Origin of the sequence: Fodinibius saliphilus (assembly GCF_005869845.1) — a bacterium.
Classification (GTDB): domain Bacteria; phylum Bacteroidota; class Rhodothermia; order Balneolales; family Balneolaceae; genus Fodinibius; species Fodinibius saliphilus.
In genome coordinates this window covers 43632-59555 of sequence record NZ_VAWF01000001.1, presented here as the reverse complement: position 1 = coordinate 59555, position 15924 = coordinate 43632, and the positions used below count along the sequence as shown (strand labels likewise).

Annotated in this window: 17 protein-coding genes; 12 read left to right on the top strand and 5 right to left on the bottom strand. The window is 44.2% G+C overall.

The window, feature by feature from the left end:
- Positions 1–17 precede the first annotated feature (17 nt).
- A complete protein-coding gene (locus FCN14_RS00275; protein WP_138429088.1) occupies positions 18–1691 on the top strand; it encodes a S8 family peptidase in 1674 nt (557 codons plus the stop codon).
- Between the two features lie 189 nt (positions 1692–1880).
- Here the strand turns inward: FCN14_RS00275 and FCN14_RS00270 are convergent, their stop codons facing one another.
- From FCN14_RS00270 to hppD, 5 genes are all read right to left on the bottom strand, one after another.
- A complete protein-coding gene (locus tag FCN14_RS00270; protein WP_138429087.1) occupies positions 1881–2699 on the bottom strand; it encodes a class I SAM-dependent methyltransferase in 819 nt (272 codons plus the stop codon).
- A gap of 45 nt (positions 2700–2744) precedes the next feature.
- Positions 2745–3443 (bottom strand): class I SAM-dependent methyltransferase, encoded by a 699-nt coding sequence (locus tag FCN14_RS00265; RefSeq protein ID WP_138429086.1) that lies wholly within the window; start codon positions 3441–3443, stop codon positions 2745–2747.
- Complete coding sequence (locus FCN14_RS00260) at positions 3440–3970, bottom strand: OsmC family protein (RefSeq protein ID WP_138429085.1); 531 nt, start codon at positions 3968–3970, stop codon at positions 3440–3442. The genes FCN14_RS00265 and FCN14_RS00260 overlap by 4 nt, the downstream gene beginning before the upstream one ends.
- 549 nt (positions 3971–4519) lie before the next feature.
- Positions 4520–5707, bottom strand: coding sequence for a homogentisate 1,2-dioxygenase (locus FCN14_RS00255; protein ID WP_138429084.1), 1188 nt, complete (start codon positions 5705–5707; stop codon positions 4520–4522).
- Between the two features lie 99 nt (positions 5708–5806).
- On the bottom strand, positions 5807–6955 hold the full coding sequence (hppD, locus tag FCN14_RS00250) for a 4-hydroxyphenylpyruvate dioxygenase (RefSeq protein WP_138429083.1): 1149 nt from the start codon (positions 6953–6955) through the stop codon (positions 5807–5809).
- Positions 6956–7157: 202 nt separating this feature from the next.
- Here hppD and paaA point away from each other — a divergent pair, with 202 nt between their 5' ends.
- From paaA to FCN14_RS00195, 11 genes are all read left to right on the top strand, one after another.
- Positions 7158–8102 carry a 1,2-phenylacetyl-CoA epoxidase subunit PaaA gene (gene paaA / locus FCN14_RS00245; RefSeq protein ID WP_138429082.1) on the top strand — a complete coding sequence of 315 codons (945 nt, stop codon included), beginning with the start codon at positions 7158–7160 and terminating at the stop codon, positions 8100–8102.
- A 98-nt stretch (positions 8103–8200) separates the two neighbouring features.
- The gene (paaB, locus tag FCN14_RS00240) at positions 8201–8515 is read left to right on the top strand and encodes a 1,2-phenylacetyl-CoA epoxidase subunit PaaB (protein ID WP_138429081.1); all 315 of its coding nucleotides are present in this window, start codon (positions 8201–8203) and stop codon (positions 8513–8515) included.
- Positions 8512–9297, top strand: coding sequence for a 1,2-phenylacetyl-CoA epoxidase subunit PaaC (gene paaC, locus FCN14_RS00235; protein WP_138429080.1), 786 nt, complete (start codon positions 8512–8514; stop codon positions 9295–9297). The genes paaB and paaC overlap by 4 nt, the downstream gene beginning before the upstream one ends.
- Before the next feature lie 6 nt (positions 9298–9303).
- Positions 9304–9816 carry a 1,2-phenylacetyl-CoA epoxidase subunit PaaD gene (gene paaD / locus FCN14_RS00230; RefSeq protein ID WP_138429079.1) on the top strand — a complete coding sequence of 171 codons (513 nt, stop codon included), beginning with the start codon at positions 9304–9306 and terminating at the stop codon, positions 9814–9816.
- Positions 9817–9884: 68 nt separating this feature from the next.
- Positions 9885–10667, top strand: a complete 783-nt coding sequence (locus tag FCN14_RS00225) for an enoyl-CoA hydratase-related protein (RefSeq protein ID WP_138429078.1) — start codon at positions 9885–9887, stop codon at positions 10665–10667.
- Positions 10668–10978: 311 nt separating this feature from the next.
- The gene (locus FCN14_RS00220) at positions 10979–12151 is read left to right on the top strand and encodes a 3-hydroxyacyl-CoA dehydrogenase NAD-binding domain-containing protein (RefSeq protein WP_246043065.1); all 1173 of its coding nucleotides are present in this window, start codon (positions 10979–10981) and stop codon (positions 12149–12151) included.
- A 74-nt stretch (positions 12152–12225) separates the two neighbouring features.
- A complete protein-coding gene (gene paaI / locus FCN14_RS00215) occupies positions 12226–12654 on the top strand; it encodes a hydroxyphenylacetyl-CoA thioesterase PaaI (RefSeq protein WP_138429077.1) in 429 nt (142 codons plus the stop codon).
- 44 nt (positions 12655–12698) lie between these two features.
- Positions 12699–13904 carry a 3-oxoadipyl-CoA thiolase gene (pcaF, locus tag FCN14_RS00210; RefSeq protein WP_138429076.1) on the top strand — a complete coding sequence of 402 codons (1206 nt, stop codon included), beginning with the start codon at positions 12699–12701 and terminating at the stop codon, positions 13902–13904.
- A gap of 52 nt (positions 13905–13956) precedes the next feature.
- Complete coding sequence (locus tag FCN14_RS00205; protein ID WP_138429075.1) at positions 13957–14397, top strand: four helix bundle protein; 441 nt, start codon at positions 13957–13959, stop codon at positions 14395–14397.
- 21 nt (positions 14398–14418) lie between these two features.
- The gene (locus FCN14_RS00200) at positions 14419–15009 is read left to right on the top strand and encodes an acyltransferase (RefSeq protein WP_138429074.1); all 591 of its coding nucleotides are present in this window, start codon (positions 14419–14421) and stop codon (positions 15007–15009) included.
- 343 nt (positions 15010–15352) lie between these two features.
- Entirely contained in the window at positions 15353–15877 is a 525-nt protein-coding gene (locus tag FCN14_RS00195) for a hypothetical protein (RefSeq protein ID WP_138429073.1), read from the top strand.
- Positions 15878–15924 lie beyond the last annotated feature (47 nt).

The following is a 15924-nucleotide window of genomic DNA, read 5'->3' as shown; positions in this document are numbered from 1 at the left end:
CTTTACCTGATATACCTATGACAAAACGGATCCCGGTACTCCTTGTAATTTTCGCCCTGTTTTATGGTTGTTCAACAACGCAAAAAACTACCATTTCTGAACAGCAACCGAGCGAACCTGCCATTGATTTTTCTACGCTTGAAAAGCCTCCAAAGGACTGGCATCACCTTGACGAATCCCAAACTCAATACCGTGGCATAAGCAGTAAACGGGCTTTTAATAGCTTCCTCAATAGTAAAACGCCCCAAAGGGAAGTAGTTGTTGCTGTTATTGATGGGGGAGTTGACACAAAGCACGAAGACTTACAAAAGAATCTCTGGATTAATGATGATGAGATCCCCAATAATCAGAAAGACGATGACAATAATGGGTATGTTGATGATATTCATGGGTGGAATTTTATAGGTGGCCCTAATGGTAAAAATATTAATCATGACACTTTTGAACTGACGCGAATCTATAGACGCCTTAACAAACAGTTCCACAATACAGATACAACCACCCTTTCAGAGAAAGAGAAGCAGCAGTATAATTACTATCGTAACATTCGATCGGATTATAAAGCAGAGGTAGAAAAGCTTTATCGGCAATACAGCAATATTACCTCTTTGGAAAAAAATAAAAAACGCGCCAATGATATACTGGTTGCCCATTTTGGTTCTCTGGACTATAGCTACGAAGAAGTTCAAAATTTACAACCCAATAACCGCCAGCTCAATTTTGCTAAAAATGTAATGAGCTATGTGCTAGAAAACGATATCGATTCTACGCTCATTGCAGATCAAAAGAAACAGATCTATGAGTTTGCCAAATATGGGTATAACCCAAACTTCAATCCGCGGCATATTGTAGGTGATGACTATGATGACAAAACTGAGCGTTATTACGGAAATAACGACGTGGCCGGTCCCGATCCCAGCCATGGGACCCATGTAGCAGGTATAATAGGTGCAATGCGAGATAATGGTATAGGAATTGATGGTATTGCTATCAAGACCCGAATTATGGCTGTTCGTGCCGTACCTAATGGAGATGAACGTGACAAAGATGTAGCAAATGCCATTCGTTATGCTGTTAATAATGGGGCTGATATTATTAACATGAGCTTTGGCAAAAGCTATTCGCCTTATAAAACGGTAGTTGACGAAGCGATAAAGTATGCTGATAAAAAGGGCGTTCTCATGGTGCATGGAGCCGGAAATGAAAGCCAAAACATTGATAAAAAGCCCAAATATCCTACTGATGTATATGGATCATCCGTTATTGGCGACTCAGCTGCTACTCAATGGTTAAGTGTTGGGGCCACTTCCTGGAAACCCAACGAAAATTTCATTGCCAATTTCAGTAATTTTGGAAATCAAAAAGTAGATCTTTTTGCACCTGGTGTTGATATTTATTCGACCATACCCAATAACAAGTACAAAAGGCAAGATGGTACTAGCATGGCCTCTCCTGTGGTCGCAGGGGCTGCAGCACTCATAATGGCCTATTATCCTGAACTGACGGCTCAACAGATCAAACAGATTCTAATGGGAAGTGTTGTAAAGTATCCACAACAAAAAGTGATTGTACCCAAAGAAAACCCTTCAGAAGAGGCACAACAAAAGCTGTTTTCTACACTATCAGCCTCTGGTGGCCTTATCAATATATACAAGGCATTGCAGGCTGCAGAGAAACTTAGTACGAAATAGTTTATTAAAAAATCTTTTGTAAACCTTGCAGACAACAGCTGTCGAGTATAATCTCCTAGGGTATACTACTCCCGCTACTAAGATGAAACGCCTCTGAAAGCACCACCCTCAGACGTAACTTAAGGATTTACATGGTTCCCTAAATTTCATCTTTCCAAGTTTGGAAATTACGAAAGGATAAAGGTATGATTATATCCTATTCCCGGATACGATTACAAATTCGCCCGGTATCTCATAAACCTTTCCATCCCAGTAGGGTTGTATGGATTCAAGATATTCTTGGTGGGCTTTCTTTTTTTCATCTTCTTCAAACTTTCGGTAAGCCATGGCAACAGCACCTCCTAAAAACGCACTGATAATCGCCTCTTCATTTGTCGAGTAGGGCAACGTCATACTGAATCGTTGTAGCTCAACCTGATTGAAGCCTGCCTTTATAAAATGATCCTGCAGGGTATCTCCAGTTCCCAGACTAAAGAACAATGGACATACATCCGTGTTAACACGTTTATCCACAATAGGAAAAATCTCTGCCCACCCGCATTTACTCCGTCTTCCCCACACCAAGGCAGCAGCTCTTCCTCCGACCCCGGTTACCCTGTACATCTCTGTTATAGCTTTTTCAGGGTTGGGATAATACATCATCCCCAACGAATTAATAGTTACATCAAAGCGAGCATCATCCAATGCTAACTCTTCGGCGTCCATTTGTTCAAATGATACATTCGTAATGTTCATCTCATCGGCTTTCTCAGCAGCTTTTTCGATCATTTTCTCAGAAAGGTCAATACCGGTGACCCTGCCTTCCTCACCTACTTGTTTGGCTATGGGGAAAGTCACGAGTCCTGTACCACAAGAAATATCCAATACACTATCTCCCGGGGTTAGCTCGGCTTGTTTCAACAATCGCCGTTGAGCCGGCCAAAGCTGCTTATCCCATCCTTTTTCGTAATACGGGGATGAATAATCCCACCCATATCGCTGTACTCTTCGCTGAAGTTCCGGTTTCATAATAGGACATGTAAGAATTCGTATTAAAGATCTATAACAAGCACTTTACTTATCTTTCCCAGCTGCTATGCAACAGGAAATAAGCTGAATTTTCATATCGTCAATTTCTAAAGGAGCGTCTTGCTGCCTTCGTGACTCTAACAACGAAAAACCATTTTTAACTAAGATATTTTCCCATTGCTCTACCCTGAACAGATTAAAACCATGCTCTACAAAAGGAAACGTAAGCATACTTTCATACTCTCTCATTCCAGTATAAAACGCTCCCCCCGGCTTTAATATGCGATAAATCTCTGCAAGGTGCTCTTTGGGGTGGTCCCAAAAATATATCACCATATTACAGAATACTTTATCGAACGAACTATCATCAAAAGGAAGTGAGTCACTTTCTGCTTTTCGAAGGTCCAGCTTATCCGAGCTTAGAAGATCAGGATTATTTTGTTTCGCCAGCTTAACCATCTCCTCAGAATAATCGATACCACTGATATCTATATTCTCTTCGATCGAGAACATCTTTTCCAAAAACTTTCCCGTCCCGAATCCTATTTCAAGGATACGATCGTTTTCATTCGGATTTAGTACCTCAAGTGTTAAGTCAAAAAGTGGTTTATTCACTATATCCATTTTTTGCCCAACCTCCTTGGCAAAATCCCCTGAAGGTTTTCTAAGCTGTTGAGCGATAAATCTGGGATCAGGTTGCGACCGCAATATTACAGGTATTTGCTTTAATAAATTTATATTCATGACATTTCTCTCTTAGTGTTTTCTATTTTCACTTCCCTTTCTACGGGGATCCCCCTTTTAAAGTCATCCAACACCGGGCTATGCTTGTCTGTTTCCTCAATCACACGCATAATCTCCTCTTCTGAAGCCGGACTCTTGATATGAACTCTATAGCGCAGAGCCTCAAATCCGGGTGGGTGTTCATCATCAAGATGTAACATGGGACGTGCATCAAAGTCCGACTCCACCTCCACTTCAATACCTTCGATAGGAATACCTAGCACCGCCGCTCGCTGTGAATAGCCAATTGCAAGACAACTGCCCAAGGCACCTCGTTCCAAGATACCCGGACCCGGCCCGGCATTATTACCGCCTTCAGCCTCTCCAATATCCACTTTAAATTTCCAGTGCTTATGCTCCACTTCACAGGTAGTTCCGTCAAACAAATGCACTTTTGTAGTAGCCGTACTTTTTGCCAGCGACGGTCGTTTCTCAATCGCTTTTTGATTTCTTTCAAAAGCTTCTTTGATCTTCTTTGGATCTGCCATATTCTCTCCTCTTTTTTTGTAATCTCCCTCCTACTTTAACCAATCTACAAAAAGTTTATTAAAATATTAGGTCTTTATAAGATGCAAGCTGACTGTAATGTAACATCAGCGAACTACAACCTTTTATTAACTTTCTTCTTTACCTTTTCTGCTTTCACTATTTTTCCTTGTGCAATTAAACTCTGCCACAACCCATAAAGTGACCAGCTATTATCTGGATAATTTTACCAAATCCTACAGAACTAAAAGAAGAAACTCCCACAGTGCCCGTATGATCTGACACTGCATAACCGACCTGCATATCCCCCCTATTAACGCTACATAGGAAGCAGCATAAAATTCCCTTAACATTCATCCAGTTGTTATACTGTGCACTGGGGACCTATACCGGAGCACTACCTGATAACGATATTGCACTTCCAACTGCGAACAACATCAAAAAAAGCAACAGCCGTGTCATAACTCTGGATTACGTTTTATACCTTAAAATAAAAAAGCCGAAACAAGTCTCCCCATTTCGGCTTTTATGAATTTTATTTAAAACAGAAACTACTCCTCTGCCTCAATTTTTCCTTTCGTCTCACCTTCGATCCAAGAATACGGATAGCTTTCATCATCCAGTTTTTTAGCTTCCATAGTAAGATGCAGCGGATGAAAGGTATCGATCATCACCGCGTACTCATCAGTCCCTTCCTTACCGATACTTCCTTCGTATTTTCCGGGATGGGGTCCGTGTGGTATACCGCCCGGATGCTGGGTAATACTGGCTGTTTCTACGCCCTTCCGGCTCATAAAGTCTCCCTCTACGTAATAGAGCACCTCATCAGAATCTACATTAGAGTGTGCATAAGGGGCCGGAATCGATTCCGGATGGTAGTCATACTTACGGGGACAGAACGAGCAAACCACGTAATTGGGAGCTGCAAACGTCTGATGTACCGGTGGCGGCTGATGCACACGTCCGGTAATAGGCTCAAAATCCTTGATGTTGAAGATCCAGGGATACAGGTATCCGTCCCAACCGACGATATCAAAAGGATGGTGCTCGTACCAATAGGAGGTATACCGACCCTGTTTTTTGATACGGACCTCAAACTCTCCCTCGCGGTTCACGAATACCGGACCTTCGGGACGACGAATATCCCGTTCACAAAACGGACTGTGTTCGGCGAACTGCCCTTTTTCGGTAAGGTACCGGTTGGGCACATCGATGGGCCCGGTAGAATCTACCGTTAGCATTCGGTTCTTCTCCGTTTCAAAAACGATCTGGTAGATGGTTCCCCGTGGAATAAAGATATAGTCGCCATATCCGAAATCGAGTTTCCCGAACATACTCTGCACATATCCTTCGCCCTCATGAATAAAAAGCAGCTCATCATGCTCTCCATTTTTATAAAAATAGTCCATCTTTTCAGTAGGACGAACTGCTCCTATTTGTACATCATTATTAAAGAGTAGCACTTTTCGTCCCATTACCGGGTCACCGCCCTCTTCAATATTGGCGGTTCGCAAGTGGTGGTGACGAAGCACCCCTTCATCCCACTTCTCAATATTAATTTCATTCCCCTTCTCTACCTTAAAGGTTCGGGTAGGCGGGTTATGGTGATATAGCAATGATGAACTACCGTGAAAGCCTTCGGCTCCGAATAACTGCTCCTGATACAATTCGCCATCCGGTCGACGAAATTGCGTATGCCGCTTGTGCGGTATCTTTCCAAGTTGATGATAAATCATAATTAATTCCTCGTTTTAATTAAAATGACCACAGGATAGGCCGATGTTACTGTCTATATCAATCTATGAATCTTGGCCTGCCAATATAGCTTGCTACTCCTATTATAAGTTTCCTCGTTTTTCCTGCTCGCGTTCAATAGCTTCAAAAAGAGCTTTAAAATTCCCTTTTCCGAAACCTCGGGCTCCTTTTCGCTGAATAATTTCAAAAAAGAAGGTCGGTCGATCTACTACCGGCTTCGAGAAAATTTGCAGTAGATATCCCTCATCATCACGATCAACAAGAATACCCAACTCTTCGAGCTTATCGATGGGTTCATCAATCGTTCCCACCCGTTCTTCAAGTTCTTCGTAATAGGTCGTAGGCACATGCAAGAATTCGAGTCCACGCCCTTTCAATTCATTTACTGTTTTAATAATATCGCCGGTAAGCAGGGCAATATGCTGTACACCCGGCCCTTCATAGAAATCCAGGTACTCTTCAATCTGTGACTTTTTCTTGCCGTCAGCTGGCTCATTAATGGGGAATTTAATCATTCCACGCCCCCCCGCCATCACTTTTGACATCAATGCTGAATATTCTGTAGAAATATCATCATCATCAAAATGTATATACTGGGTAAAGCCCATCACATCACGGTAGAAATCTACCCACGTATTCATTTTTCCTTTTTCAACATTCCCCACACAGTGATCCACAAACTGTATACCTACCGGCTCTACATTTTTAATAGGTGATTCGGCTGCTTGATAACCGGGCATAAACAGCCCATCATACCCTGATCGATCAATAAAGGTATGGATAGTATCTCCATATGTTGCAATTGCGGCTTTTCGGATGGTACCGTGCTCATCTTCTAAATTATGCGGTTCTTCCACACTTTTCGCCCCTCGCTTCACTGTTTCTTTGTAAGCCCGATCTACATCTTCAACGTGCATAGCGATATCATGAATACCATCGCCATGTTTAGCAACATGCCTGGCAATGGGAGAATCACTATTCAGTGGCGCCGTCAAAAGAAATCGAATATTCCCCTGTTCTAATAAATAGGATACCCTGTCACGATTTCCTGTTTCCAGTCCGCTAAAAGCTTTCAATTTAAATCCAAAAACCGTTTGATAAAAATGACTGGCTTGCTTGGCATTACTTACATAATGCTCCACATAGTCTACATCCTGAAGCCCCAGGTGATCATCGAACTCTTGCTCTACCGGTCGGTCAAGTGTAGCAGCTTGGTCAGCTCCTGCTCCCATAGTTTTACCTCAATCTTTTCATTATTATTTGCATAAAGTTAATATACCGTGCTGGCACTTATGTCTCAAATTATTTGGCTATAACACAATAAAAGATATAAAATTAAGGTTGAACAAACCTAAAGCCGATGAATGTATTTGTTAATTTTAATGTTCCTACATATGTTCTGAGTGCAAAAAGTTTTCACAAAATTTTAACAGCATGAGCAAAGTTTCTAAAGCGCAAGAGTTCCAGGAGCGTATCGACAACGGGGAAACCATTGAACCCAAAGATTGGATGCCTGAACGGTACCAAAAGCAACTGATTCGAATGATGTCGCAACACGCGCATTCTGAAGTTGTGGGCATGCTGCCCGAAGGAAACTGGATTACCCGGGCCCCCTCTTTGCGCCGCAAAATGATCTTGTTATCGAAAGTTCAGGATGAAGCCGGACATGGACTTTATCTCTATAGTGCTACTGAAACACTAGGCGCCAGCCGACAAGAAGTAATTGACGATCTTTTAAACGGACGTGCCAAATATTCCAGTATTTTCAACTACCCTACACTTTCTTGGGCGGATGTTGCTGTTATAGGATGGTTGGTTGATGGAGCAGCAATCATCAACCAAACGATGTTAGCCCGTAGCTCATATGGCCCTTACTCTCGTGCTATGGTTCGGATCTGCAAAGAAGAAAGCTTTCACAAAAAGCAGGGGTATGAGATGGTGGCCCAGATGGCCGATGGCACTCCCGAACAGCAGGAGATGATTCAGGATGCTGTTGACAGATGGTGGTGGCCTACTTTGATGATGTTTGGACCGCATGACGAGGATTCTCCAAACAGTGCTGAACTCATTAAATGGGGCGTAAAATCGAAAACTAACGATGAGCTACGCCAAAGCTTTGTGGATCGACATGTCCAGGAAGCCCATACCGTGGGACTTGAGATCCCCGACCCTGAGCTGGAATATAATGAAGATACCGGGCACTGGGAATTCGGAGAAATTGACTGGGATGAGTTCTGGAATGTGGTTAGAGGCAATGGACCAATGAATAAGGAACGTATGAAAGCCCGTCGAGAAGCCCACGAAAACGGGAAGTGGGTCCGAGAAGCCGCCGAAGAATATGCACGCAAAAAGAAATTGAGTAAAGAAAAAGCATCTTAGTCTTTAGTTAATGGTTATTTGTTATGGAAGTACCCCATTAACCAGTAACCACTACTATCCTTTTAACAAGAACTCATATTTTTTGAAAATTTATATCAATGAGCGAAGACAAGAACACAAATAACGAAGATACACAATGGCCGCTTTGGGAGGTCTTTACCCAGCCACGGGATGGCAAGCCTCATGAACATGCAGGAAGTGTACATGCCCCTGATGCCGAAATGGCCCTGGAAAATGCACGGGATGTATACGCTCGACGTAAAGAAGCCGTTAATATATGGGTAGTGCCCAGCGATCAAATTGTGGCTTCCAAAGGGGAAGACGCCGGACCATTTTTCGACCCGGCCGATGATAAGCCCTACCGCCACCCACAGTTTTACAGTGTACCACGAGCTACAAAAAGACGAAAATGAGTACCCAAACAAAGACATTGACAAAAAAAGAAGCCCTGTTTGAATACCTGATTCGACTGGCCGACGATCGCCTTATTTTGGGGCACCGCCTTTCGGAGTGGTGTGGACACGGGCCTATCCTGGAAGAAGATATTGCGCTGGCCAATGTATCGCTTGACTATATTGGTCATGCGGCATCACTTTATGAATATGCGGTAGAGATAGAAGGCGAAGATCGTCATCGCGATGATCTGGTCTACTTCCGTAATGATGTAGAGTTTAAAAATCTGAAACTTACTGAGCTACCTAAAGGCGATTTTGGATTCACCATTGCCCGACAGTTCCTTTTCGCTTCTTTTAGCTACTTTCTCTATAAAGAGCTTTCTGAAGTTGATGACGAGCAATTTGCCGGTATGATAAAGAAACATCTTAAAGAGGTTAAGTACCATCTGCGACACAGCCGTGAGTGGGTATTACGACTGGGCGATGGTACCGAGGAGAGTCATGAACGTATTCAGAACTCCTTTGATGACATTTGGACTTATGTAGGCGAACTCTTCTATCAAGACGAAGTGGATGAATTTTTACAAGAACACAAGCTGGCCCCCGATACCGCATCCTTCAAGGATGAATGGAAAGAACTGGTTGAGGGTAGCCTCAAAGAAGCAACTCTTGAGGTCCCCGACTGGGATCAATATATGGTAACAGGTAGTCGTGATGGCCTGCATACCGAGCACTTGGGACACCTGCTGGCCGAAATGCAGCATTTGCGCCGCTCATACCCCGATGGAAACTGGCAATAAAAAATTATGACAGCTACAAAATCTACATATAACAAAGAAGATATCTGGGAGCTGATATCCGAGGTTACCGACCCGGAGATCCCGGTATTGACGATTGTAGATTTGGGGATCGCCCGGGATGTTAAGTACGAAGATAGTACCTTCGTTATTCGTATCACCCCTACCTATTCGGGCTGTCCCGCCATGCAGGCCATTGAAAAAGAGATTGAGAAGAAGCTTCGGCTCAACGGCATCGACAACTTCGAGATCAAAACAGATTTCTCGGAAACCTGGACCACCGACTGGATGACGGAAGATGCCAAGAAGCGCCTCAAAGAGTATGGCATTGCTCCACCGGGCAAAACCGAAAAGGTGGATGATTTTCTAAAATCACTTGATAGCTCGGGAGATCATATTCCCTGCCCCTATTGCGATTCCAGTAACACTGAGCTTCAAAGCGAGTTTGGCTCCACAGCTTGTAAAGCACAATACTACTGTAACGATTGCGATGAACCTTTTGAGCATTTTAAGTGCATATAGGCCATGGATTTACACAGATTATAACGGGATAATAATTGCCCAGGCAAAATTATAACATTGCTATTCATATGGATACATATATAACGACCGATTTAGAGAACGGAATTTTAACGGTAACCCTTGACCGTCCCGATAAACTTAACAGTTTTGTAGAGCCAATGGCCAAGCAGTTACAAGATGCACTGACCGATGCCAAAGAAAATGACGACATCAGGTGTGTACTGTTAACGGCCAACGGTAAGGCATTTTGCGCAGGGCAAGATTTACCCGAAGTCGTGGACAAAGGCGACGACTACGAGCTGGGTCAGACCGTTCGCAAAAGTTACAATCCCATCATCAAAGCCATACGTCATCTTGAAAAACCGGTGGTTTGTGTAGTTAACGGAACAGCGGCAGGTGCCGGTGCCAACCTGGCTCTGGCCTGTGATATCGTACTGGCCGATGAAGATGCTGTATTTGTACAATCCTTCAGTAAAATCGGTTTAATTCCCGACAGCGGGGGCACTTTTTTCTTACCCCGCCTGGTCGGCCTGCAACGAGCCAACGCCATGTACCTGCTGGATGAAAAGATTTCCGCTCAAAAGGCAGAAGAGATCGGACTGATATACAAGTCGGTGGAAAATGGCATGCTGATGGCAGAAGCAAATGCCATTACTGATAAGCTGGCAAAAATGCCTACCAAGGGATTTGGGCTCTACAAACGGGCCATCAACCAGTCGCTCAGCAACAACCTGGATGAGCACCTGGAGCTGGAGGCCGACCTGCAGACCGAAGCCGGCAACACTCACGATTACCACGAAGGCGTACAATCATTTTTAGAAAAGCGGAAGCCAGACTTCAAAGGGAAATAGGTTAGTAAATAACTAGCTCAATATTTTCTTCAAAAGGAGAACCTACCGTACCGTTAACCAATCAATTATCAGCGGTGTAAAAATAGCATTATAGCTAATGGCTGCGACCTTTTTCTTCAGTTTCTCCAGCACCTCTTCGTTGATAATTCCATCTTTAGACATAACACCTTTCCTTTTATTTCAAGACTATCATTTTGCTAACACTTTTCGGGATGAGTTGCAAACCGGGGCAAGGAAACCTAAAGAGTTGGTTTTAATTCTTAAATCGTTATTTTCAAAAAGCATAATTTTAAACCAAGAATCTTACATCAATGAGCATGGATCAAGATACCGTTATCGGCGTGGTAGGTGCCGGCACTATGGGACAAGGCATTGCCCAGATTGCATCAACTAATAAACACAAGGTATACCTTTATGATGCCTACCCTGATCAGCTGGGTAACGCCAAGCATGCCCTCCGCAAAATTCTGCAGCGACAGGTCGAGAAAGAGCGGATGAGCCAGGAGGAGGTCAACGATATCATGGATCGAATCCACTTTGTAGAAGATCTCACCGATTTCAAAGAATGCTCCTGCGTCATCGAAGCGGTTGTTGAAGACCTGGATATCAAGCAGGATGTCTTTCAGCGGCTAGAAGGTATTGTTCCGCGCGACTGTATTCTGGCCACGAACACCTCTTCCCTCTCTATTGCATCTATCTCATCAGCATTAAAAAAGCCCAAGCGATTTCTGGGAATTCACTTCTTTAACCCGGCGCCCATTATGCCGCTGGTGGAGATTGTCCCCGGTATCCCCACAACAGAAGATACTACTGAAGCTGCACGTGCTCTTATCGACGGATGGGGCAAAACCACGGTGCTGGCCAAAGATACGCCCGGCTTTATTGTGAACCGCGTAGCACGACCCTTTTATAGCGAGGCCATTCGTCAGCTTGAAGAAGGCGTAGCCGATGTCCCCACCATTGACTGGGCGATGAAAGAGATCGGAGACTTCCGCATGGGCCCCTTTGAACTCATGGATTTCATTGGCCATGACATAAATTACAAGGTAACAGAAACGGTATTTAAAGAGTTTTTCTACGATCCCCGGTTCAAGCCCTCCTTTACCCAGAAGCGACTGGTAGAAGCCGGGTGGCTGGGCAAGAAATCGGGTAAGGGCTTTTATGACTATGGGGATGAAGCCGACAATCCCGCCCCCACCAAAGATGAAGCACTGGCCCAAGGAATTGTGGATCGTATTGTGGCCATGCTGATTAATGAGGCGGCCGATGCGGTATTTATGAATGTAGCCACCGTCGAAGATGTTGATTTAGCGATGACCAAAGGGGTGAATTATCCCAAAGGATTACTGAAATGGGCTGATGAACTGGGACTGGACACCGTACTTACACGCATGGAAAAGTTGCAGGACGAGTACGGCGAAGATCGTTACCGGCCCAATCCTCTGCTAAAACGCAAAGTTCGCAACAACGAAACATTTTATTGATGCGTATTTCGTGAGATGTGATGCGTTATATAGCATCATGAATCATACACCCTGAATCTTATAACTTGCAAAACATGAATAAACAGACACTTGCGGTCAAGGTTGTTGAAAAAATGATGGCCGATGATGCCTTCAGTCAGTGGCTGGGCATTGAGGTGGTCGATATTAAGCCTGGCTTTGCAAAACTTGAGATGAAGGTCCGTCCCGAGATGGTTAACGGCTTCAATGTCTCGCACGGCGGCATCGCTTTTTCCCTGGCCGACAGCGCCCTGGCCTTTGCTTCCAACAGTTACGGACGTGTGGCGCTGGCCCTGGAAAACAATATCTCGTTTACCAAAAAGGTAATGGCCGGTGATGAATTGACAGCGATCACGGAAGAGCTAAGCCTGGGGCGACGCATCGCGGTCTACAATATTACAGTCCGAAACCAAGACGATGAAAAAGTGGCCCTGTTTCGGGGCACAGTCTTTCGTACCAAGGAACAACATTTTGACGATAGCTAAACGAAATTACTTAACACTTACGACTTTAAACTTTCTTCTATATTATGTCTGAAGCTTATATTATTGACGCTATTCGAACTCCTATCGGCAAATACCGCGGATCGCTCTCTCCCATCCGCGCCGATGATTTGGCCGCCCTGCCAATTAAGGAGCTGATGAACCGTAATGCTGATATCGATCCTGAACGCATTGAAGATGTTATTTTGGGTTGTGCCAACCAGGCGGGCGAAGACAACCGAAATGTGGCCCGAATGGCTTCCCTGCTGGCGGGACTTCCTACCTCGGTTCCGGGAGAAACCGTAAATCGCCTCTGTGCATCAGGCATGAGCAGTGCCGTAATGGCTTACAAGTCGATTCAGGTGGGCGAAGGGGATCTCTTTATTACCGGGGGCATGGAACATATGACCCGCGGACCTATGGTACTGGGTAAAGGTTCGGCCCCCTATTCCGGTACTAATGAAATGCATGATACTACCTTTGGCTGGCGCTTTGTAAATCCCAAGATGGATGAAGAGTACGGCAGCGAAGCGATGGGTGAAACGGCTGAAAATATCGTAGAAAAGTTTGGCGTAAGCCGTGAAAACCAGGACCAGTTTGCCGCATGGTCGCAGCAGAAAGCGGCCCAATCTACCGAGAGCGGGCGACTGGCTAAAGAGATTATGCCGGTGGAGATCCCCCAAAGAAAAAGTGATCCCAAAATTTTTGAAAAGGATGAGTTTATTCGACCCGATACTACGGTGGAGATCCTCAGCAAGCTGCCTGCGGTGTTCCGTGATGGCGGCTCGGTGACCCCCGGCAATGCCAGCGGTATTAACGACGGGGCCTGTGCTATGCTGGTAGCCGGCGATTCGGCGATCAAAGATTTTGACCTTGAGCCGATGGCACGTATTGTAGCTTCGGCCGTGGTGGGCGTGGAGCCTCGTATTATGGGGATGGGACCGGTAGACGCTACCCGCAAAGTGCTCGGCCGCACAGATCTGTCGCTCGACGATATGGGTATCATAGAATTGAATGAAGCGTTTGCGGCCCAAAGTCTTGCCGTTCTTAGAGAGCTGGGTATTGCTGATGATGACCCGCGTGTAAATCCCCATGGCGGCGCTATTGCACTTGGACATCCCCTAGGCATGTCAGGTGCCCGACTGCTGCAAACAGCAGCTATTGAACTCCATGAACAGGATGAGCGCTATGCACTCTGTACGCTCTGTGTGGGCGTTGGCCAAGGTATGGCCGTCATTTTAGAAAAAGTGTGATTTGTTATTGGTTATTGGTTAAAAGTTCGTTGTTATTAGGTAATGGAGGAATATGGGTTCATCCCAAAAGGAGATACAATCATTTAAAGATCTCAAAGTTTGGCAACATTGTCATGAGGTTAGAAAAGAAACTTCTATCCTCGCGAACAAGTTGCCGGATGAAGAAAAGTACCGACTTAAAGATCAACTACTCCGTGCATCAAGATCAGTAACGGCTAATATTGTAGAGGGATATGGCAGATTCCATTACCAGGAAAATATTCAATTCTGTCGCCAAGCCAGGGGGGGGGCACTATATGAACTTTTGGATCATATAAGTTGTATTATTGACGAAAAATATTTGTCTCCTGATAAAACAGCAAAAATCAGTACCCAAATAACAACTTGTATTAAATTATTAAATGGATACATTGCTTACTTAAAGAAAGCCAAGCAAAATCATATTACCAAGGAGCCTTCAATTGAATATGGTTCGGAGCCTAATAACCAATAACCCTTAAACTAATACCAAACTGTGATATACGAATTTGACGGATACAAACCGGTGGTTGATGAAAGTGCCTACGTGCACCCGCAAGCTGCGGTAACAGGCAACGTGGTTATTGGCAAAGATGTCTATATCGCGCCGGGAGCCGCCATTCGCGGGGACTGGGGCAAAATTGTGATTAACGACGGCTGCAACGTGCAGGAGAACTGCACCATCCATATGTTCCCGGGCGTGACGGTGGTGCTCGAAGAGGGGGCGCATATCGGTCACGGGGCTATAATTCACGGGGGACATATCGGCCGCAACTGCCTGGTGGGGATGAATGCGGTGGTGATGGATCGCGTAGAACTCGGCGACGAATGTATTGTAGGTGCCCTCTCTTTTGTGAAAGAGGGGATGGAAGTACCCAACCGAAAGCTGCTGGTCGGTAATCCTGCCAAGGTCGTCAAAGATGTCAGCGATGAGATGATCAAATGGAAGACCGAAGGCACCAAGCTCTACCAACAGCTGCCCGGACAACTCCACGACAGCCTTAACGAGTGCGAACCGCTGCGTGAAGAACCCGAAGATCGTCCCTCCCAGTCGGTCAACTACGAAACCTGGGGCAAGCGGAAGTGATTTTGTTACTGATGGATTGGTTATTAGTGAATGGTTATTTGTTATTCGTTAATGGTGCGGTGGCTTTTTGCCAGTCCTGGGCTAGCTGAACGTATCAGTGTTCCTTTTTAAGATTTACCTACTGTTAGTGCCTCTCTTTTTGTACACATAATATGATATTATGCATAGACATTATGTGTACTCGTATGAAGAAATTAAAACACATAATGTGAATTAAAACAAACTTTAAGCCAAACTAGTGGCATTTTTGGATATTATGTATACGATAAGTAGTATAGAGTTCGTACAGATAAGACTAGGTTAGCTGTATTTAAGAATTCATCTGGAATCAATTTACGATCATATGTTCAAGAAAATCATATTTCTATCTACAATATTTTGTATCATTTCAATTTTCAATGCCAATGAAGCTTTAGCCCAAAATTTTGGTATGAGTGCTGGTTTTGGTACGTCTTCCTCGCTTTACGGTGATTTCTTTTATTTAAATGATAACAGCTCATTTCATTTTGGTGGAAGCTATCAATTTTCAGACGCTTTAGGTGAAAAAGTTGAAGAACGTGAACCAAATTATGGGCGAACTGTGATAGGAAATGGAAGTTACTTTTGGTCTATAGATTTTGGATACAATTATCACTTCGAAAATAAAATAATTGTCGGAGGAGAACTTTCATTGGGTAGTCAAAATGAATACACGAATTATGAAGATAACAGATTTAGCGAAGGTGGTTACCACATGGCTGAATCTGAATTAACAGGTGGAATTGGTGTAAATGCAGGCTACGAATTTTCAGACAGCACTTTCGGATTTATAGGTTACAATACACTCAGAGAAATTACTTTCGGTATTCGATTTGCCTTCCTTCAATAAAAAATTGAAAAACTTTTTCTAAAATCTTAACTAAATATTCTAACCAT